Raw genomic sequence first — 19,703 nt, 5'->3', positions numbered from 1 at the left:
TTTCGCGGTTCGAAAACAGTCAACGACATCTGGAGACAGACATGAGCAATTCTTCCAATCCCGGTCGTCGCATCCGCCTTGGCATGGTTGGCGGTGGTCAGGGGGCTTTTATCGGTGCGGTCCATCGCATCGCCGCCCGTCTTGATGATCGTTATGAACTGGTTGCCGGTGCATTGTCATCCAAGCCCGATGTGGCGGCGGCATCCGCAGCCGAACTGTTCATTGCCCCGGATCGCAGCTATGACAGTTTTGAAACCATGGCAAAGGCCGAGGCCGCCCGCGAGGACGGTATTGATGTCTGTGCGATTGTCACGCCGAACCATCTGCATTTTCCCATCACCATGGCGATGCTCGATGCCGGTATTCACGTGATCTGTGACAAGCCGCTTTGCCTGACAGTGGAAGAAGCCGAAAAGATCGCCGCCAAGGTCAAGGAAACCGGACTTCTGTTTGCCCTGACCCATAATTACACCGCCTATCCGATGGTCCGCGAGGCGCGCAAGATCGTGGCGGACGGCAAACTTGGCGATATCCGTTTGGTGCAGGTCGAATATCCGCAAGGCTGGATGGCGACCCGGGTTGAAGATACCGACAACAAACAGGCCCATTGGCGCGCTGACCCGGCCAAGGCCGGCATGGGCGGTGCGCTTGGCGATATCGGAACCCATGCCCATAACCTTGCCGAGTTCGTAACCGGGCTTGAGATCAGCGAACTTTGCGCCGATGTCGATGCGATCGTTCCGGGCCGCAAGCTTGATGACAATGTGCAAATCCTGTTGCGCTATGCCAATGGTGCGCGCGGCATGTTATGGGCAAGCCAGATTGCGGTCGGACATGAAAACGGTCTGCGTCTTCGTGTTTACGGGGACAAGGGTGGCATCGAATGGGCCCAGGAACATCCCAACCAGCTTCATTTCCGTCCCCTTGATGGTCGTCCGGAACTGATGACCCGCGGTGGTGCGGGGATCGGTGCCGAGGGGCTTCGTGGTGTACGCGTTCCGCCGGGACATCCGGAGGGATATCTTGAGGGCTTTGCCAACCTTTACACCGATTTTGCCGATCAACTGACGGCCCATATCAACGGCACCAAGCCCGATGACGGCGCGCTTCTGGTGCCCGGTGTGGTCGAAGGCCTTAAGGGCATGAAATTTGTCGAGGCCGTCGTGCGGTCCGGGCGGGACGGGGCCGTTTGGGTTAAAATGTGAGGATGTCTCATATTCGTTGACATTGCTTGGTGTTTCTGGGGATCGCCAAACCATGTCGAGACATCCTTGAAACGGATTCTTCCCGACCGACAGCCATGTCGGCATATAGCCGCTGCCATCTGGCAGCGGCTTTTTTATTGGTCAACTTTGGCAACGATTTCCCGCGAATCAGAGTCTTGCAGTGCGGTAAATGACCAATGTTGATGTAACGATTCCCGATCATGGATCCGTTGATTTTATACTTCTGGATGGTGGAAGAGGTCCGGATTTCGATGGTCGCAACATTGGCCGTACAGGAACCTGAAATCGGTATTTAATATATTAAAATCAATGTGATAGTTAAATTTACGCATATGCGGCGCGATGGGCGTCAACCTGATGGTTTTCCACGAAGTGAAAAAGAGTTACCGGTTGGTTGATCGCCTATTGATGGTTTTTTCGTATAGGTGTTTCCTTGAAGCATAATAAATAAATCTACCTATCAGGGAAAACCGGGAGCGTCCGCATGCCCGAGAAACCAAAGCTTCTGATTACCCGACGTCTTCGCGATGCCGTACAGGCACGCGCGGCGCGCGACTATCAGGTGCTTACCAATGCCGAAGACCGGGTATTTACCCGGGATGAGATTATTGAAAAATGTCAGCAGGTTGACGCGGTTCTGCCGTGTCATTCCGAACATTTTTCTGCCGATGTGATTGCGGCATTGCCCGATCGTCTCAAAATCATCGCCAACCATTCGGTCGGGGTTGATCATGTTGATCTGGCGGCTGCCAAGACGGCCGGCATCGTCGTGACCAATACGCCGGACGTATTGTCCGATGCCACGGCCGAAATCGCCATGTTGTGCATGCTTGGTGCCGCACGTCGCGGGGCCGAGGGTGACGCCATGATCCGTGCTGGCAACTGGGATTTCTGGTCGCCGGCCTTTATGGTCGGGCGTCAGGTGACCGGCAAGCGTTTCGGTGTGCTTGGCATGGGCCGTGTCGGTCAGGTTGCCGCCGAACGTGCGCGCGGTTTTGGAATGACTGTTCATTACCACAATCGTCAGCCGGTTGCCGAACATCTGGCAAAGGGGGCAATTTATCACGACACGATTGAAGGCCTGTTTGCCAATTCCGATGTGTTGTCATTGCATTGTCCGTCAACGCCCGAGACGACCGGCATCATCAATGCCGAGACGATCGGCTGGCTGCCGGACAGGGCCATTCTGGTCAATACAGCACGTGGTAATCTTGTCGATGAGGACGCATTGGTGGATGCGCTTGAAAGTGGTAAGTTGTTTGCTGCCGGTCTGGACGTTTTTCGGAACGAACCCGGTGGAAATCAACGAATTAGCGCGTTGAAAAACGTGTTTCTGTTGCCACATATAGGCTCCGCCACCGAAGAAACGCGCGATGCGATGGGCTTTCGCGCACTTGATAATCTTGATGCCTATTTTGCAGGCCGTGAACCGGGTGACCGGGTGGCATAACAAGACGGGAAAACCGTCGTAATTCAGTTAGTTCGTAATTCTAATAATAACAAAATGCGTGCCGTTTTTCAGGTCCCGAAACGGGATAAGCGCATGATCTACGATCTTCAATACTGAAGTCAGGGGCTTTTGAAGGCTGACAGTTATCGTTCTTTTTCCGGCAATGGTTGTTGGTCAAAGACGGTAAATCTGGGAGGAAATAATGGATATGAAGACCAAGTCTGAAGACGTGAAGTCCAAGGAAGTATCCCGTCGTTCGTTCCTTACCAAAGGTGCGACCGGGGTGGTTGCCGGCGGTGCAGCAGCATCAGGGCTGTTTGCCGCACCGGCAGTTCATGCGCAGCCGGCACCGATGGTGCTGAAAATGCAGACTTCCTGGCCGTCGTCCGATATCTGGATGACGTTTGCCCAGCAATATGTTGACCGCGTAGAAGCAATGTCGGGTGGTCGTCTTAAAATCGACCTTCTGCCGGCTGGTGCGGTTGTCGCAGCCTTCCAGGTTCTGGACGGTGTCAATGATGGCGTGATCGACATCGCCCATTCCGTGCCGGTTTACTGGTACGGCAAGAACAAGGCAGCATCGCTGTTCGGTACCGGTCCGGTCTTTGGCGGTTCTGCAACCACCATGCTGAGCTGGTTCTATGCCGGTGGCGGTGAAGAATTCTATCGCGAACTGATCCAGGACGTGATGGGTCTTGATATTGTCGGTCTTCTCGGTTTCCCGATGCCTGCACAGCCGTTCGGCTGGTTCAAGGGCCAGGTAAACTCCGTTGCCGACATCCAGGGCTTCAAATACCGTACTGTCGGTCTGGCCGCAGACCTTCTGCAGTCGATGGGCATGTCTGTTGCACAGCTTCCGGGCGGCGAGATCGTACCGGCAATGGAACGTGGCGTGATTGACGCGTTCGAATTCAACAACCCGTCTTCGGATATGCGTTTCGGCGCACAGGACGTTGCGAAGAACTACTATCTGTCTTCGTACCATCAGGCTTCCGAAAGCTTTGAATTCCTGTTCAACAAGTCGCTGATGGAAGATCTGGAACCGGATCTGCAGGCGATCCTGCGTCACGCGGTTGAAGCAGCTTCGACCTCGAACACCGCACTTGCGATGGACAACTATTCCTCTGACTTGCAGAAACTGCAGGCCGAAGGTGTTGAAGTACATCGTACGTCCAAGGAAATCCTGAGTGCACAGCTTGATGCGTGGGACAAACTGATCCCGACGCTTGAAGAAGATCCGTTCATGAAAAAGGTTCTCGACAGCCAGCGCGCCTGGGTCGAGCGTGTAACCTATTATGAACTGATGAACTCGCCTGATTATCAGCTTGCTTATAATCACTACTTCCCGGGCAAGCTGAAACTCTGATCAACCATTAACGGTTGTTCAGTGTTGCGATGAATCTGACTGCCCCGTCTGGTGCCCGTGCATCAGGCGGGGCGGTCAATGCTAACGGACAGGGTTTCATGATTGGATTTATTGAATTCGCGGACAAGCTTTCGGGCTGGTTTGGCAAGGCTTTTGGCTGGCTGATCATTTTGATGACACTGGGCATGAGCTATGAGGTTGCTGCGCGATATATTTTTAACGCGCCGACGACCTGGTCACTTGATGTTTCATTCATCATGTATGGCACGCTCTTTATGATGGGTGGGGCTTATACCCTGTCACGCGGCGGACATGTCCGTGGGGATTTCCTGTATCGTCTCTGGAAACCCAAAACACAGGCCATGGTCGACCTGGTACTTTATATCTTCTTCTTCTTCCCCGGGGTGACGGCGCTCATTCTGGTTGGCAGCAAATATGCCATCCGGTCGTGGGGATATGGCGAAGTCAGTGTGAACAGCCCGGCGGGTGTTCCGATTTTCCAATTCAAGGCGGTGATGGTCGCGGCCGGAATTCTTCTTTTCATTCAGGGCATCGCACAGGTGATGCGCTGCATTCTGTGTATCCGTGAAGGGTACTGGCGCAATGCAGAGGATGATGTTGAAGAAACCGAAGAACTGCTGATCAAACAGCGTGTGACCAAAGAAGACTGATGATGATCAGCCTTTGTCATACACGCGCAAGACACGCCCCCGAACGGAGCTTCCAAAGTGATTGACGCACATGTCGCCCTTATGATGTTGGGCATCTTTATTATTCTGGTATTTCTGGGTTTCCCGGTTGCCTTTACCCTGATGGCGCTGGGGATCGGATTTGGCTACTACGCCTATTTTGATGCCGGTCGTATGTGGCGGGCCTTTAACCGACTTGCCGAAGACAGTGACACCCTTACATCCGCGATAACGTGGTTTGAAGGGGCGTTTAACAACCGAATATTCGACTTATTTATCAACCAGACATACACGGTGATGTCCAACGAGGTGCTGACCGCAGTACCGCTGTTCCTGTTCATGGGCTATATCGTTGAGCGCGCCAATATCGTCAACCGGTTGTTCTCGACCCTGAATATCGCGGCCCGCAATATCCCCGGATCACTCGGTGTTGCAGCCCTGATCACCTGTGCATTGTTTGCAACGGCCACCGGTATTGTCGGTGCGGTTGTGACCCTGATGGGGATGCTGGCACTGCCTGCGATGCTCAAGGCACGCTATGACAAAAGCTTTGCTGCGGGCATTATTTGTGCCGGTGGTACGCTTGGCATTCTGATCCCGCCTTCGATCATGCTGATTGTTTATGCCGCCGCATCGGGTGTGTCGATCGTGCGCCTTTATGCCGGTGCGCTGTTGCCGGGTCTGACCCTTGTCGGTTTGTATCTGCTGTATGTGATGGGCCGTGCAATGTTGCAGCCCAAAGCCGCACCGCGTCCGACCAGCGACGAAATCCCGGAAGTTCCGTTGCCGCAGGTTCTCTGGATGCTGGCGACATCGTTCTTCCCGCTGGCGTTTCTTATTCTGGCGGTTCTGGGCTCGATCCTGTTTGGTCTGGCAACCCCGACCGAAGCAGCATCGATCGGTGCACTTGGCGGGATGATCCTTGCCGCGGCCTATCGTGCGCTGACCTTTGACCGCCTGCGTGAGTCGGTTTATCTGACGGTGCGGACATCGGCGATGGTGTGCTGGCTGTTTGTCGGCTCCTACACTTTCTCGTCTGTGTTCTCCTATCTTGGCGGTGAACATGTGATTGCTGAATTTGTCGGTGGACTGGACCTGACCCCGCTTCAGTTCCTGCTGCTGGCACAGCTGATCATCTTCCTGCTTGGCTGGCCGCTGGAATGGTCGGAGATCATCATCATCTTCGTGCCGATCTTCCTGCCGCTGCTGCCGCTGTTTGATATCGATCCGCTGTTCTTTGGTATTCTTGTTGCCCTGAACCTTCAGACATCCTTCCTGACCCCGCCAATGGCGATGTCGGCCTATTATCTGAAGGGGGTTGCGCCAAGCGGCATCCTGTTGACCGATATCTTCAAGGGCATCATGCCGTTCCTGTTCATGGTTATTGTCAGCATGGTTCTGATGTACGCGTTCCCGCAGATCGTGTTCCATCTGCCTGACCTGTTCTATGGCGCACGGTAACGGGGGCATTCAGATGACTGAAATCAACCCGTTACTGACACTTGATGTTATTGAACTGCGCGACCGCCTTGCCAGCGGGGCGGTCCGTGCAGTCGAATATGTTGAGGCCTGTCTTGCCCGCATTGCCGAGGTCGAACCCCAGGTTCAGGCCTGGGCGTGGCTGGATGGGGATCATGCCCTTGCCCAGGCGCGGGCACTTGATATCCGGCGGCAATCCGGTGCACCGATCGGACCGTTGCACGGGCTTCCGGTCGGTCTCAAGGATGTGATTGATACGGCCAAAATCCCGACGTCAAACGGCACGGTTCTTGATGAGGGACGCGTGCCCGAAGAAGATGCCGTGCTGGTTTCGCGCCTTAAGGCAGCCGGTGCGATCATTATGGGCAAAACGGTTTCGACCGAACTTGCCTTTATGCATCCGTCAAAAACCCGCAACCCCCATAATCCGGAACATACCCCGGGTGGGTCATCTGCCGGGTCGGCCGCCGCAGTTGCCGCGGCCATGGTGCCACTTGCCGTGGGAACCCAAACCGGGGGATCGGTGATCCGTCCGGCATCGTTTTGCGGTGTCGTCGGGTTCAAGCCGACCTTCGGGGCCATTGCCCGGACCGGCGTTCTAAGCCAAAGCCCGACCCTTGATACGATCGGAGTGTTTTCCAATTCGGTCAATGGTGCGGCGCTGGTGGCCGAAAGCCTGTTTGGCTATGATCCAAAGGATCCTGCAACAACACCAAGCCCGGCGCCAAGATTGCTTGAAATCGCAAAAAGCGATCCGCTGGTGACCCCGATGTTTGCGTTTGTTCGTCCGCCGCAATTTGAAGAAGTTGCAGACGAAGAAACCGTCATGGCATTTCAGGAAATCACCGGGATGCTGGGGGATCAATGTTTCGAGGCCCCGCTGCCAAAGGCGTTTGATGATGCCAATGCGTTGCGCGCACGCATCAACTTTGCCGAAATGGCCAAGGATTACTACGACTATGAAAAGCGCGGTCGCGCACAATTGTCGCCCGAAATCCTTGAGGCGATCGACAAGGGCAATGACATCAAGGCGCGCGATTATCTTGCGGCACTTGACTGGCGCACGGTGCTTAATGCCGGGCTTGAGGAAGTCTTTAACCGGTGTGACGTGATCATCACGCCGGCGGCAACAGGACCGGCACCGAAAAATCTTCAGACAACCGGCAATCCGATCTTTAACGGGCTCTGGACGTTTTGTGGCACCCCGGCGGTTACCATCCCGCTGTTATGGTCACAGAACGGCATGCCGATGGGCATTCAGCTTGTTGGCCGGGTTGGCGATGATGCGCGTTTGATGCGCACGGCAAACTGGTTGAAAAAATTCCTCAAAAATCAGGAGGACGCGTAATGCAAAGCGGTCTTTTAAATCGTGTCATGGCGCTGTTGGCGTTTGTCATTCTGGTCGGGTTTGTCGGCATTCTGGTGGCCTATGTGCCGCGCTGGGATCTTGCCATCATGGTTTCGATCTGTATCGGGCTTGCCGGTTGGGACATCTGGCGTGTCGCCATGGGCCATTCCGAAGACAAACACTGATTTGTTCAGGGGAATACCAATACCCTGAAGATCACAGATAGATGTGAGCAAACTGACGAGGCAGGGAGATGTTCCTGCCTCTCTTTTTGTGGATAGGGCTTCGTGGTTGGGGGCGGGATGCTATCCCCGCCAGGCGATCAGGGCGGCACCACTACCGATCATGGCGACACCCAGCCAGCTGACCATGGTCAGTTTTTCACCCAGGAAGATCGCGCCAAACACCGCAACCAGAACGACGCTGAGCTTGTCAATCGGGGCCACCTTGGCGGCTTCGCCGATTTTAAGAGCGCGGAAATAACACAGCCATGACGCACCGGTCGCCAATCCCGACAGGATCAGGAAATACCAGGTTTTCGCCGATATGGTGGCCGGATTTTCCCAGGCTCCCTTGGTCAGCATGATCACCCAAACCATGATCAATATGATGATGGTGCGGACGAAGGTTGCGAAATCGGAATTGATATTGGCCACCCCGACCTTGGCAAAGATTGCTGTTAATGCGGCAAAACAGGCCGCAAGCCCGGCCCAGAGTTGCCAACTGTCGATTACTTCTTTCATCGGTTTATCCTGCCAAATGCGTGTATGCAGGCAATCCGGTTGGGGATTGCCCGCGATATCATAATCCCTGACTGTTAAGACGTTTCAAACGCCCATAACCAGGAATATTCACGCACTTATCGCCGTTCGGGGGGCTCGACCAGGTTTTCGACCGGGATGATGGCGGTGGTTTTGACCTTTTTGGTCACGATATAGGTGAAATACCGGTCAATCCCGATATCGGACACCAGCAACCGGTCGATCAGACGTTGATAGGCATCAACGTCATGACAAAGCACCTTGAGCATGTAATCAACCCCGCCACCCAGCGCATAGCATTCGATGATTTCGGGGATGTCCTGCACGGCCTTTTCGAAAATTTCGAAATCGGCATGCTGATGATGACGCAGGGTGACTTCGGTCATCACCAGTGTCGGTTTGACCAGCTTTTCAAGGTTGAGATGGGCGTGATATCCCGAAATAACGCCAAGGTCTTCAAGGCGTTTCAAACGTTCCCAGCACGGGCTGGGCGAAAGGTTCACCGCCTCGGCCAGTTTGACCTTGGTGATGCGCCCTTCGCGTTGCAGGGTTTTAAGGATTTTCAGATCCAGCTCATCCAGCCTGATCATGTCAGAGTACCTTTGCAATCACTGCCAGGCAGTCGCCAGTCTTGATAAGTCCGGGGAAATGGCGACATGACAGAATGCCGTCACGGGCCGCGTGATATTCGCGCGGCGGCGTGCCGGTGCGTTCAACATCATAAATGCGTGCGATCAGATCGCCCTTTTTGACCATTGCACCCAGATCGACACAGGGTTCGAACAGCCCGGTGGCCTCGGATGCGACAAAGCAGCTGTCATCGGGCATATCGAGCATGGTGGTCCCCGACGGGGCCGGTTCAATGTCACCGGTCATGATCCCGGCATGGATCAGAAGATTGCGCACCCCGCGATCGGCAATCGCCACCCGTTCGGCCGTGGTTGAACCACCCCCACCGAGTTCGGTGGTGACAAAGGTTTTACCGGCTTCCTCGACCACAGTGTCAAACATGCCAACCGCATCAAGTTCAAGCATCATCATGGCATAGGGGGCACCAAATGCCTTCATCGCGGCGACACACCGGGCTTCCTGTTCCTTGTCAGGCAGGACGTGGGCAGCTGCAAATGGAATGAAATCAAGCGTCTTGCCGCCGGAATGGATATCGAGAACGATATCGGCCATCGGCACCAGATGGCGGAAAACGTAATCGGCGATCTTCTGGGTCACGGTTCCGTCTGGTTTGCCCGGGAAGCTGCGATTGAGGTTGCCGGCATCAATGGGCGACGTGCGCGATGCATTGCGAAAGGCCGGATAATTCATGGCCGGCAGGATAATGACGCGACCGGTAATGTTGGATGGTTGAAGTGATCCTGCCAGTTTGAACAGCGAAACCAGCCCTTCATATTCGTCACCATGGTTGCCGCCGGTCAAAAGGGCGGTCGGGCCATCGCCGTTCTGGATAACGGTAATCGGGATCATCACAGCGCCCCAGGCGGAATCGTCGCGCGAATAGGGCAGTTTTAAAAAGCCGTGATGCACGCCATCCTGATCAAGGGGGATCGTCGGGCTGATGGGGGATGGTTTTGTCATGGTCGTGTCCTTGGTCCTGCGACCGTCTTGTACGGGCTTTGATATCGGGCAACCGGGCCCCGCATCGTAAGTCGATGGCGCGGCCCGGTGCGGCTTTTGGCTTAGTTCTTTACAAACAGCTGACGCGGATAGCTGGTCAGTGTTTTGCTGCCGGTTTCCGTGATCATCATGCTTTCGGTGATCTCGATCCCCCAGTCATCAAACCAGAGACCGGGCATGAAGTGGAATGTCATGCCCGGTTCAAGGACCGTGCGATCACCGGGACGCAGGCTCATGGTGCGTTCGCCCCAGTCCGGCGGATAGGACAGCCCGATCGGATAGCCACAGCGGCTGTCTTTTTCGATGCCGAATTTCTGAAGCACACCAAAGAAGGCAAGGGCGATGTCTTCGCAAACGTTGCCCGGCTTGGCGGCTTCGAGCCCGGCCTGAAGGCCTTCGATCAGTGCACTTTCGGCGTCAAGGAACCGTTGATCCGGATCGCCAAGGAAGATCGTGCGTGACAAGGGCGCGTGATAGCGTTTGTAGCAACCCGCGATCTCGAAAAAGGTTCCGGCATCGCCGGGGATGGGCTTTTCATCCCAGGTCAGATGCGGCGCACTGGCATCCTGCCCGGATGGCAGCAACGGCACGATCGCCGGATAATCACCGCCAATACCGTCAATCCCGGCAATCCCGGTACGGAAGATTTCGGCAACCAGTTCGTTCTTGCGCATGCCCGGTTCGACAATTTCGAAAATGCGTTCATGCATGTTTTCAACAATGCGGGCGGCCTGACGCATATAGAAAATTTCGGTCTCGGATTTTACCGCGCGCTGCCAGTTTACCAGTGCGGTGGCATCGGAAAACTTGGCATTGGGCAGATGGGTCTGAAGTTGAAGGAACGCCTTGGCCGAGAAATAGTAGTTATCCATTTCCACGCCGATACGGCGACTTGCCCAGCCGCGATGTTCGATGACCTCGGACAGGTAATCCATCGGGTGATGGGTCGTCGATTGCACATAGTAATCGGCATAGGGGATGATGCGATCATGGGTCATATAGACCGTGCGCTTTGCCCCGTTGGCATCCTGGGATCGCCCGAACCAGATCGGATCATCTTCGATCGGGACAAGCACACATTGATGGACATAAAAGGACCAGCCGTCATAGCCGGTCAGCCAGGCCATGTTTGACGGATCGGTGACGATCAAAAGATCGATGCCCCTTTCCACCATGGCGTTTTTGGTTTTCTCCAGACGCTCGGCATATTCCTCGCGCGTGAAATTCAATTCAACCTGGCTCATCGCAGGCCTCCAAAAAAGGCGGGTTTCAGTTTTTCCTGACCCATTGTCCTTGTGTTATTAAGACGAAATCTCGACGCCAGCAGCGACCAAGTCGCAGCGTTGACGGGCGAGGGTGGCGATTGCGGTGTCCTGGACACCGGTTCCGGTCAGGTCACAGACCGTAATCTGCGCGGCAGATGTCCTGCCGGTTGCCGATTTGGCGATGATCTGACCGAGTTCGGGGAATGCGGCATCAGGGGCAACAATCCCGGCAGCCAAGGCGTGGTGAAGTTCGCCAAGGATGCTGGTCTGTGCCTGACTGTCGCAGACATAAAGATCCGCCCTGCCGATCAGGGCCGGATCAACTTCGTTTTTATGTTCGGCATCCGATCCCATGGCCGTGACATGGGTGCCCGGTGCAATCCAGTCGGCCATCAAGACCGGTTCACGGGCCGGGGTTGTGGTGACGATGATATCGGCGTTCGATGCGGCCTCCTTGCCATCATCGGTGGCCGATACCGGGATCCCCAGTTCAAGCGACGCCTTTTTGGCACATGCTTCGGCCTTGGCGATGTCACGGGCCCAAATGGTGGCAGAGGTGATATCGCGCACCAGTGTCAGCGCCTTGAGTTGCAGGCGGGCCTGCACACCGGCCCCAAAGATGGCGGCATGTTTGGCATCCTTTCGCGCAAGATGGTGCGCGGCAACGCCGCCCGCGGCTGCTGTTCGCACATCGGTCAGATAGCCGTTATCAAGCAGGACGGCCTCAAGCATGCCGGTTTTTGATGAAAACAGGTTCATCATGCCATTGACCGATGGCAGGCCCAGTTTGGGATTGTCAAAGAAGCCCGGGCTGATCTTGATGGCAAAGCTGTCGAGCCCCGGTACATAGGCGGTTTTGACATCGACCTCGCCATTATGATCTTCGATATCAAGGCGCAGGATCGGCGGCATGCGCACATCCTTGGTCGCCAGTGCGTCAAAGGCATCTTCAACGCATTTGATCGCATCACGATCAAGATCGATGACGTTGCGAAGATCGCTTTCGGTCAGAATTCTGATTTTGGGCATATCGGTTACTCCGCCATCAGGTCGACGTCTTCGCCGCCGGCAATGCGTTTGTGCAATTCCATATCGATGTTGCAGCCCGTGGTCAGGACAACAGTCCGTCCGGGGTTATCCACCAGACCGGCGCGCAGGGCGGCGATGCCAACGGCGCCTGATCCTTCGATCACCTGTTGATCATCGTGATAGGCCGCACGAATGCCGTCTGCGATCTGGGCTTCGTTGACCAGAACAAAGTCATCGGTCAGATCGGCGCACATATCGAATGTGTACTGGTTGTTTTCGCCAATGCCGCCGCCAAGACTGTCGGCCAATGTCGGCAATTCCCGAACAGCGGTTGGTTTGCCTTCCTGAAGGCTTGTGATCATTGCGCAGCCGCGTTCCATCGAAATGCCGACCACCCGGATGGCCGGATTGATCGATTTCGCCACCAGCGCAACCCCGGCCAGAAGCCCGCCGCCAGACAACGGCACCAGAAGGGTATCGACATCGGGAAGGGCTTCGATGACTTCAAGTCCAAGCGTGCCCTGACCGGCAATGATGTCGGCATGATCAAAGGGCGGCAGCATGGTCATGCCGTCTTCCTTGACCAGACGGTCGACTTCAAGCTGGGCTTCATCCTGGGACTGTCCGGTAATGCGGACTTCGGCCCCTTGGGCGCGAATGCCGTCGACCTTGTTCTTTGGCACCAGTTCGGACATGCAGATGACCGACCGCACCCCGGCATTGCGCGCGGCATAGGCAAGGGCGCGACCGTAATTGCCGGTCGAAACGCCGACCACGCCTTTGGCCTTCTGATCATTGCTGAGGCGCAAGACAGCGTTGGCAGCACCGCGCAGCTTGAAGCTTCCGGTATATTGTTGGTGTTCGCATTTCAGCCAGACGGGGCTCCCGACACGCTCGGACAGGGCGGTAGAGGGACGCAATGGCGTATGGATCACATGACCCGCAATGGTTTTGCGGGCAGAAAGAACATCAGCAAATGTGATGGGGTCTTTCATGGCGACCTCGACTTATTCTTCGGGTTGCGGGGCATGGTCAAACAGGGTTCCGAACCCCGTGACCGGTTTGTCATAGCCAAGCAGATGCAGCGCATGCCAGATCAGGGCCTGATTGCTGGTGATCACCGGCTTGCCGAGTTTCTTTTCAGCCTCGGCGGCGATTTCGGCTGACCGAATGGCCGTGCAGGAAATGAAAACTGCATCCGCATCGGGTGTGTCGGCCTTAAGGGCTGCTTCAAGCAGAATGCCCGGGGGCAGTGCGGTCATGTCCTGATCGCTATCAAGGCCAAACCCCATCAGACGGGTGGCCTTGAAACCCTGTGCGGCAAAGCCGTCGGCGACCGAGCGGGTAACGTCGGCAACATAGGGGGTCAGGATGGCAATTTTTTGCGCCTTTACTGCGCGCAGGGCCAATTCACCGGCAAGAAGCGGGTTGGTGACCTTTACACCGGGCATCCCCTGATGGATCAGGGACGCGATCCGTTCCGAACCGGTGACAGCCGTGCCCGACGTACAGCCAAATATCGCAACATCCACCCCGTATCCGGGCAGCAAGGTGCGCGCCGCGCGTGGCAGGTCATCGGCCATCGCACGCAGGTTTTCGACCGTGACCGGATTGGCATTTTCAATCCGGGTGGTGAACAGACGAATATCGGCTGGCAGGATGCCGCGCAGGTCATCCTCGCTGTTGAAGTCAGTCGCCAGTGTGATCAGCCCAATCTTGCCCGCCGGTCCGACCGGATCAGGAAAATAGGGCAGGTCTACCGGCTCTGGCGTGACCGCTGGGGATACGGACATCGTCCTGAACTCCATGGATGGGGCGGTCTTTATGTTTTGATCGGGACCGCCCCGGGTTTCACATGCTGTCGAATTTGTTTCCGGGACAGTGCCCGGTTTCTGCCAGACTGGTGTCGGTTAACGGAACGCCAGTTCAGGCAGGAACAACGCGATCTGCGGAACGAAAATCAGAATCACCGCTGCCAGCAGCAGCATGAAAATGAACGGTGGCGTCCCGCGAATGACCTCGGCATAGGGTCGCCTGAAGATCGCGATGGCCGTAAAGATATCGCACCCGAATGGTGGTGTCGCCGATCCGATCGCGACCTGAAGTGTTACCAGTGTGCCGACCAGAACCGGATCAAGACCGGCCTGATTGACCAGCGGCATGAAGATCGGTGTCAGAACCAGAATGACGACAATCGGGTCGACAAACATGCAACCGATAAAGAACGCGATGCAGATGGCGGCCAGAATGATGTAGGGGTTGGCACCTTCAAGACCCAGCGCACCAATGACATGCTGCGGGATCTGAGCAAAGGAAATGACAAACGAGAATGTTGTTCCAGCGCCAACCAGAATAAACACAACTGCGGTAATCAGGCCGGTGGAGCGCGCAATTTCAAGCAATTCGGACCATTTGACCGATTTGAAGATCAGAACTTCAAGAATGATTGCATAAACCACGGCGACGGCTGCGACCTCGGTCGGGCTGACCCAACCCAGATAGATGCCCCCGACAATCAGAACCGGGAACATGATCGCCGGACCGGCATTGATCACGGCCCGTCCGCGTTCCGCCCAGGTCATGCGCGGGATGGTCGGGATATTGTTCTTTTTGGCGTAATACATGCAGTAAAGCGAGAACATGATCAGGATCAGAATGCCCGGACCAATCCCCGCGAGGAACAGCTCGCCAATCGAAACCTTGCCAACCACACCAAACACGATCATGCCGATTGATGGCGGGATCAAAAAGGCAATGTCACTGGCATTGATGATCAGGGCCATGGCGAATTTGTCTTCGTAGCCGGCCTTGAGCATCTTGGGACGCAGCGGTCCCCCCATTGCAACAACGGTTGCCTGGGTCGAGCCCGATACCGCGCCAAACAGCGTACAGCCAAGGGCGGTGGTCACAGCAAGACCGCCACGCACATGACCGACAAATGTCATGGCAAGATCAATCAGCCGATTGGCTGTATGGCCCTTTGTCACGATATCGGCGGCAAAGATAAACATCGGCACCGCGATCAGGGCCACGGGCGAAATGCCGGTGACCATTTGCTGAATCAGGATGCGTTCCGGGATCGGCATGTAAAAGGCGAATGCAACGACGCTGGCGGTTGCCAGCGGTACCATCATCGGGAAGCCAAGTACCAGCAGGACCAGCATCACCAGAAGGATTGAGGTTCCAAGATCCATTTTTCCGTCCTCCTTACAGGTGATGATCTTCGGCTTCGAACGTGTCTTCGACCCGATAGGACAGATGGGTCCCCGGTTTGAAGATGTTCGTTGCAGCGGCAAACAGGAACTGGATGCCGGTGACGGTCAGACCGAACGGAACCCAGAGGACGGTGAAGTAATACGGTATGCGCAAGGCCGGGGTCAGGCGGTTCGACTTGATCAGGGACATCACATAATCGACGGAATACCAGGCCAGAAGAAACAGAAGGCAGGCGGTCCCGGTGGTGATGATGATCATCATGATCTTGCTGGTCGTCGGGCCGAGCATGTCGGTAAAGGCGGACATGCGAATATGGCGCCCCATGCGGGCGGCCTCGCTGATGCCGACGAATGTGACAAGAATGATCAGAAACTGATTGAGTTCTTCGGAAAAGAAGATGCTCGAACTGAAGACAAGGCGCATGATCACGTTGGCGACGGTATTGACCGCCATGATCACGATGCTCCACCCCAGAAGCTGACGCTCGATCACGGATAACCCGTCATCAAGACGTTTCAGAATGCCCAACACCCCACCACTCGGGGCGGGGGTCTCCCCGTTTGAACCTGACATACGACCTCCTTGATGCGCGTGCGAGACATTGTTGCAGAACGTGATGTGCGGTGAATGGTTCCCTCCCACACAGTATTGCCGTTCGCTTCGCGCCGGTCTGGTCAGAATAAAAACGCTTTGTGACGGTTCAATCAGATTTTTGTCATGGCACAAAAATCAATACATAACGTCGAAGGCATGGACGCCGGGCATCTGTTCCATGGTATGGCGGATTTGCATCAGCCCGTGATGCAATGTCGGGGTGTCGGGGGCCCCGCCAAGGCAGATGCGAATGGCATTGGGGCGGGGGACCTTTACGGTCATGAAGGGGTCGGAAATCGTAACCGCAATGCCGTTTTTACGCAGTTCGGAGGCAAACCATTCTTCCTGCCAATGGGCGGGAATACGAACCCAGGCGCTTAGGGATGTCGGGTGATGGCGCACGACCGCACTGCCCAGAATATCGGCGACAAGGGCCTGGCGTTCGCGCATCAGGGCGCGTTGCACGGTGACGGCCTGTTCGACCGTACCATCGACAATCCAGCGTGCGCCGATCTCTGCCATCATCGGAGTCCCCATCCAGCCGGTGACGCGCAACACGCTGCTGGCGCGAATCGACAAGTGCTGGGGAACTGTCAGGAAACCGGTGCGCAGGCCCGGCATGACGATCTTGGTCAGGCTTGAAACATGGAAGCCGAGCTTGGGCAAAAAGCTTGTGATCGGGGGCAGGTTTTGTTCAAGAAGCGGGCGATAGACGTCATCTTCAATGACATACACACCGTAATGTTCGGCGATTTCAGCGATCTTCTTGCGCCGTTCCAGCCCCATCAGACAGTTGGTCGGGTTGGTGAAAATCGGGGTGACGACAAGGGCGCGGATCTGCCGGTTGCGGCATTCGCGTTCAAAGGCATCGGGCAGGATGCCTTCGTCATCGGTGGGCAGGGCGCCGAGTTTAAAGCGCAGGATACTCGCCGTTCCGATGACCCCATGGTCGGTCAGACTTTCGGTCAGAACCACGTCGTCAGGCTGAACAACGGTGGCCAGGGCGGTGAAAACCCCCTGTGCCGCGCCATTGGTGATCAAAAGATTGGGGATGGCAACATCAACGCCATGTCCGGCAAGCCAGGTGCGGCCGATGTCACGGTGATATTCAAACCCGGCGACCGGACGGCAGCTTTCCATCCAGCTGTGATGCGGTTCTTCGGACAGGCGGGTATTGATCTGACGCGACAGATCATTGTGAAAATCGGTATAGGCGGCGCGTACGATTGACAGGTCGATCAGGTCGGGTTGCCGACTGTCGAGGATAAAGGTAGATGCCCGGTCGGTCAGGCGCGCCTGGACAAAGGTGCCGCGGCGGCGTTCGGATCTGAGATAGCCCTGGCGTTCGACTTCCTTGTAGGCCGCACTGACGGTTTGCACGCTGACTTTCAGGCGATAGGCCAGTTCGCGATGGGTTGGCATGCGAACGTCGTGGCGCAATCTGCCCGACTCGATATCGGTGATGATTGCTTCGACCAGTGCCTTGTATTTCGGACCTGTTTCGCCGCTGAGATTGATGTCTGGCAGCCACATTGTTCGATTTCCACCCTCGTTGTTTTGTCGAACCCTAACATGAGCTGCGGGTTAATGTGTAGACGTCAATGTTATTTTGTCATGAAACAAAACTAGCATTGACCTGATGCAGGAACATTTCAACACTTTGCGCGTTCATGACATTGATGTGCCAACCAAACGCCCCTGAATCCGGGTCAAAACTCGGTCGTTGCGCGTAACAATAAGGGAGACTTCGATATGAGTTTGAACAAACTCTTCAAGGCAACCCTGTCTGCTGCCGCCCTGTTCGCAGTAGCCGGGACCGCCGTCCATGCCGAAGAATGGAAATTCGCCCACGAGGAAAGCCCGGGTGATGTTCAGGATCTTTATGCCAAGGAATTCAAACGCCTTGTTGAAGAAAAGACCAATGGCGATGTGACGGTTACCATTTACACCTATGGTCAGCTCGGCACGGAAAACGACATTACCGAATTGACGGCGGCAGGTGCTGTTCAGTTCTCGAACGCGTCACCGGGTCACCTTGGTACCTTTGTTCCGGAAATCCAGGTCTTTGGTGTTCCGTATCTGTTGTCGCAGGACAACGATGTGAACAAAAAGGTCCTGTCGAGCAGCCCGACCATTTATGAAGGTCTTTCGAAGGATTTCGAGTCCAAGGGGCTTAAGCTTTATACCATGTACCCGGAAGGCGAAATGGTCTGGACCACCAAGAAAGAAGTCAAGAAACCGGCTGATTTCGATGGTGTGAAATTCCGTGTGATGACTTCGCCTATCCTGATCGAGACCTATAAATCGTTCGGTTCCGATCCGGTCGCACTGCCGTGGGGTGAAGTTTATTCGGGCCTTCAGACCAGCGTGATCGACGCACAGGTCAACCCGATCTTCTTCATCGAAAGTGCCAAGTTTTATGAAGTTACCGACTATCTGATTTATGCCGGTCAGCAGCAATACACCACCACGGTGGTCTCGAATGCCGACTTCTATGCAGGTCTGTCTGACGAGCGCAAGGCAATGCTGGCAGAGGTGAAATCCGAACTCGACGACTTCATCTATGAAGCCCAGAAAAAAGCCAACGACGCAGCACTTGATCGCATCAAGAAAGCCAAGCCGGACATCCAGGTGATCCGTCTTGATGATGCACAGCGCGCAGCGTTCAAAGACGCTTCCAAAGGCATTGGCGCAAGCCTGGTCGAGGAAGTCGGTGGTGACACCAAAGAAGTTCTGGACTCACTTCGCAAGGAATTCGGCACCGAGATGTAACAACGTCTCGCCGTCTTCAACGGTGATCTGACAAAACCCCGCAGCACCTTGCTGCGGGGTTTTTTGTATTTTGAGATTTAACACCAAAAGTTGTATTCTTTGATGGTTGATATCTTGGCGTGCATTTCAAACCTGTGCCGCAAATGACGTATGCATCGCGGATGCCCGGTCTGTTTTCGATGCGCGGGTGCTTGATCGAAGGCCGGATCGATGGCTTGACGGGCCGGACGTTATTGCAAACCTCACAATAACGGGGGGCAGGCGTCTAATACGTGCCCATTCCGATAACCGGTCTGTGGTGTTGAAACTGACGTGAAAGGAACTGGCCGTGAATATGTTCAACCTGCTTCAATGTGCCCGTGATGCTATTTTTCCGGTGCTGATGTTTGCGTTGATGGCGCTTGGAACATTTGTGACCTCGCCCAAGGCAGAGGTCCTCAACCCCAATGGTGTGCCCGTGTCGCCGGCTGAATGGGCGGAAAAGTCGCCTGATTCTGCAGCGGTGACTGTGCGTGATGCGCTTAGCAATTCCGCAAACAGCACTGTCGTTTCAGGGGTGGCCAACAGCAATGCTGCACCGTTTCTGAACCTGTCGGGTTCTGACAGTGCCGGTTCGATCTGGTGGCCGGCGGAAAATGGCGGCAATGCCGAAATCAAACTTCAAATCATCAATGCATCCGGCAGCATGACCGGCAGTTGCGCTGTATCGTCGAAAAAAGGGGCGTCTGGCAAGTTTGAAACGGTTTGTCAGTAATCCGGATCCCCGGATCAGCGGTGCCGTGACCATCAATGACAAAAATTAAAACAGGGGCCGGTCATGGGCCCGGCCCCTGTTCGTGCACCGCGTCGGGAAGAAGGTTGGACGCGGCGGGGATGATG

General features: G+C 55.5%; 19 protein-coding genes. 9 read left to right on the top strand and 10 right to left on the bottom strand.

Translation table 11 applies throughout. The features are described 5' to 3' along the window. The first annotated feature begins 41 nt into the window (after positions 1 to 41). The 7 genes from CU041_RS11815 to CU041_RS11785 all read left to right on the top strand — a co-directional run bounded on the left by CU041_RS11815 (position 42) and on the right by CU041_RS11785 (position 7,743). Entirely contained in the window at positions 42 to 1,205 is a 1,164-nt protein-coding gene (locus CU041_RS11815) for a Gfo/Idh/MocA family protein (protein WP_101247096.1), read from the top strand. A 505-nt stretch (positions 1,206 to 1,710) separates the two neighbouring features. Next, the gene (locus CU041_RS11810; RefSeq protein ID WP_101247095.1) at positions 1,711 to 2,676 is read left to right on the top strand and encodes a 2-hydroxyacid dehydrogenase; all 966 of its coding nucleotides are present in this window, start codon (positions 1,711 to 1,713) and stop codon (positions 2,674 to 2,676) included. A gap of 208 nt (positions 2,677 to 2,884) precedes the next feature. Beyond that, positions 2,885 to 4,042: a TRAP transporter substrate-binding protein gene (locus tag CU041_RS11805; RefSeq protein WP_068517015.1), complete on the top strand. Its 1,158-nt coding sequence runs from the start codon at positions 2,885 to 2,887 to the stop codon at positions 4,040 to 4,042. Positions 4,043 to 4,140: 98 nt separating this feature from the next. Continuing rightward, positions 4,141 to 4,713 (top strand): TRAP transporter small permease subunit, encoded by a 573-nt coding sequence (locus tag CU041_RS11800; RefSeq protein ID WP_068517014.1) that lies wholly within the window; start codon positions 4,141 to 4,143, stop codon positions 4,711 to 4,713. Between the two features lie 57 nt (positions 4,714 to 4,770). Continuing rightward, entirely contained in the window at positions 4,771 to 6,192 is a 1,422-nt protein-coding gene (locus CU041_RS11795; protein WP_068516942.1) for a TRAP transporter large permease, read from the top strand. A gap of 13 nt (positions 6,193 to 6,205) precedes the next feature. Continuing rightward, complete coding sequence (locus CU041_RS11790; protein ID WP_101247337.1) at positions 6,206 to 7,558, top strand: amidase; 1,353 nt, start codon at positions 6,206 to 6,208, stop codon at positions 7,556 to 7,558. Further along, the gene (locus CU041_RS11785; RefSeq protein ID WP_068516941.1) at positions 7,558 to 7,743 is read left to right on the top strand and encodes a hypothetical protein; all 186 of its coding nucleotides are present in this window, start codon (positions 7,558 to 7,560) and stop codon (positions 7,741 to 7,743) included. The genes CU041_RS11790 and CU041_RS11785 overlap by 1 nt, the downstream gene beginning before the upstream one ends. 120 nt (positions 7,744 to 7,863) lie before the next feature. Here CU041_RS11785 and CU041_RS11780 read toward each other — a convergent pair whose 3' ends face one another. The 10 genes from CU041_RS11780 to ehuR form a co-directional block, all read right to left on the bottom strand. Continuing rightward, positions 7,864 to 8,301, bottom strand: a complete 438-nt coding sequence (locus tag CU041_RS11780; protein WP_068516940.1) for an EamA family transporter — start codon at positions 8,299 to 8,301, stop codon at positions 7,864 to 7,866. 116 nt (positions 8,302 to 8,417) lie between these two features. After that, positions 8,418 to 8,909 (bottom strand): Lrp/AsnC family transcriptional regulator, encoded by a 492-nt coding sequence (locus CU041_RS11775; protein WP_068516939.1) that lies wholly within the window; start codon positions 8,907 to 8,909, stop codon positions 8,418 to 8,420. A 1-nt stretch (position 8,910) separates the two neighbouring features. Beyond that, positions 8,911 to 9,909 carry a N(2)-acetyl-L-2,4-diaminobutanoate deacetylase DoeB gene (doeB, locus tag CU041_RS11770; protein ID WP_101247094.1) on the bottom strand — a complete coding sequence of 333 codons (999 nt, stop codon included), beginning with the start codon at positions 9,907 to 9,909 and terminating at the stop codon, positions 8,911 to 8,913. Between the two features lie 101 nt (positions 9,910 to 10,010). Further along, a complete protein-coding gene (doeA, locus tag CU041_RS11765) occupies positions 10,011 to 11,192 on the bottom strand; it encodes an ectoine hydrolase DoeA (RefSeq protein WP_068516937.1) in 1,182 nt (393 codons plus the stop codon). 57 nt (positions 11,193 to 11,249) lie between these two features. Further along, positions 11,250 to 12,242: a cyclodeaminase gene (locus CU041_RS11760; RefSeq protein ID WP_101247093.1), complete on the bottom strand. Its 993-nt coding sequence runs from the start codon at positions 12,240 to 12,242 to the stop codon at positions 11,250 to 11,252. A gap of 5 nt (positions 12,243 to 12,247) precedes the next feature. Further along, a complete protein-coding gene (eutB, locus tag CU041_RS11755) occupies positions 12,248 to 13,237 on the bottom strand; it encodes a hydroxyectoine utilization dehydratase EutB (RefSeq protein ID WP_101247092.1) in 990 nt (329 codons plus the stop codon). A 12-nt stretch (positions 13,238 to 13,249) separates the two neighbouring features. Continuing rightward, a complete protein-coding gene (locus tag CU041_RS11750; RefSeq protein WP_101247091.1) occupies positions 13,250 to 14,035 on the bottom strand; it encodes a maleate cis-trans isomerase family protein in 786 nt (261 codons plus the stop codon). Between the two features lie 117 nt (positions 14,036 to 14,152). Further along, positions 14,153 to 15,436, bottom strand: a complete 1,284-nt coding sequence (locus CU041_RS11745; protein ID WP_068516934.1) for a TRAP transporter large permease — start codon at positions 15,434 to 15,436, stop codon at positions 14,153 to 14,155. Positions 15,437 to 15,449: 13 nt separating this feature from the next. After that, positions 15,450 to 16,031, bottom strand: a complete 582-nt coding sequence (locus CU041_RS11740; RefSeq protein WP_228194436.1) for a TRAP transporter small permease — start codon at positions 16,029 to 16,031, stop codon at positions 15,450 to 15,452. 156 nt (positions 16,032 to 16,187) lie between these two features. After that, positions 16,188 to 17,585 carry a MocR-like ectoine utilization transcription factor EhuR gene (gene ehuR / locus CU041_RS11735; RefSeq protein WP_068516932.1) on the bottom strand — a complete coding sequence of 466 codons (1,398 nt, stop codon included), beginning with the start codon at positions 17,583 to 17,585 and terminating at the stop codon, positions 16,188 to 16,190. Between the two features lie 219 nt (positions 17,586 to 17,804). Here ehuR and CU041_RS11730 point away from each other — a divergent pair, with 219 nt between their 5' ends. Both CU041_RS11730 and CU041_RS11725 read left to right on the top strand, forming a co-directional pair. Next, a complete protein-coding gene (locus CU041_RS11730) occupies positions 17,805 to 18,824 on the top strand; it encodes a TRAP transporter substrate-binding protein (protein ID WP_068516931.1) in 1,020 nt (339 codons plus the stop codon). 328 nt (positions 18,825 to 19,152) lie between these two features. After that, entirely contained in the window at positions 19,153 to 19,578 is a 426-nt protein-coding gene (locus CU041_RS11725; protein WP_170310212.1) for a hypothetical protein, read from the top strand. Positions 19,579 to 19,703 lie beyond the last annotated feature (125 nt).

Source organism: Thalassospira povalilytica (assembly GCF_002844235.1).
GTDB lineage: Bacteria > Pseudomonadota > Alphaproteobacteria > Rhodospirillales > Thalassospiraceae > Thalassospira > Thalassospira povalilytica.
Note: the sequence above shows the minus strand (reverse complement) of the source record. Positions and strands in the feature narration are given on the sequence as shown.

What these genes read in the sequence shown, in the direction of transcription:
- CU041_RS11815 (WP_101247096.1), top strand. Translation starts at nt 42, where the DNA reads ATGAGCAATTCTTCCAATCCCGGTCGTCGCATCCGCCTTGGCATGGTT.
- CU041_RS11810 (WP_101247095.1), top strand. Translation starts at nt 1,711, where the DNA reads ATGCCCGAGAAACCAAAGCTTCTGATTACCCGACGTCTTCGCGATGCC.
- CU041_RS11805 (WP_068517015.1), top strand. Translation starts at nt 2,885, where the DNA reads ATGAAGACCAAGTCTGAAGACGTGAAGTCCAAGGAAGTATCCCGTCGT.
- CU041_RS11800 (WP_068517014.1), top strand. Translation starts at nt 4,141, where the DNA reads ATGATTGGATTTATTGAATTCGCGGACAAGCTTTCGGGCTGGTTTGGC.
- CU041_RS11790 (WP_101247337.1), top strand. Translation starts at nt 6,206, where the DNA reads ATGACTGAAATCAACCCGTTACTGACACTTGATGTTATTGAACTGCGC.
- CU041_RS11785 (WP_068516941.1), top strand. Translation starts at nt 7,558, where the DNA reads ATGCAAAGCGGTCTTTTAAATCGTGTCATGGCGCTGTTGGCGTTTGTC.
- CU041_RS11780 (WP_068516940.1), bottom strand. Translation starts at nt 8,301, where the DNA reads ATGAAAGAAGTAATCGACAGTTGGCAACTCTGGGCCGGGCTTGCGGCC.
- CU041_RS11775 (WP_068516939.1), bottom strand. Translation starts at nt 8,909, where the DNA reads ATGATCAGGCTGGATGAGCTGGATCTGAAAATCCTTAAAACCCTGCAA.
- doeB (WP_101247094.1), bottom strand. Translation starts at nt 9,909, where the DNA reads ATGACAAAACCATCCCCCATCAGCCCGACGATCCCCCTTGATCAGGAT.
- doeA (WP_068516937.1), bottom strand. Translation starts at nt 11,192, where the DNA reads ATGAGCCAGGTTGAATTGAATTTCACGCGCGAGGAATATGCCGAGCGT.
- CU041_RS11760 (WP_101247093.1), bottom strand. Translation starts at nt 12,242, where the DNA reads ATGCCCAAAATCAGAATTCTGACCGAAAGCGATCTTCGCAACGTCATC.
- eutB (WP_101247092.1), bottom strand. Translation starts at nt 13,237, where the DNA reads ATGAAAGACCCCATCACATTTGCTGATGTTCTTTCTGCCCGCAAAACC.
- CU041_RS11750 (WP_101247091.1), bottom strand. Translation starts at nt 14,035, where the DNA reads ATGTCCGTATCCCCAGCGGTCACGCCAGAGCCGGTAGACCTGCCCTAT.
- CU041_RS11745 (WP_068516934.1), bottom strand. Translation starts at nt 15,436, where the DNA reads ATGGATCTTGGAACCTCAATCCTTCTGGTGATGCTGGTCCTGCTGGTA.
- CU041_RS11740 (WP_228194436.1), bottom strand. Translation starts at nt 16,031, where the DNA reads ATGTCAGGTTCAAACGGGGAGACCCCCGCCCCGAGTGGTGGGGTGTTG.
- ehuR (WP_068516932.1), bottom strand. Translation starts at nt 17,585, where the DNA reads ATGTGGCTGCCAGACATCAATCTCAGCGGCGAAACAGGTCCGAAATAC.
- CU041_RS11730 (WP_068516931.1), top strand. Translation starts at nt 17,805, where the DNA reads ATGAGTTTGAACAAACTCTTCAAGGCAACCCTGTCTGCTGCCGCCCTG.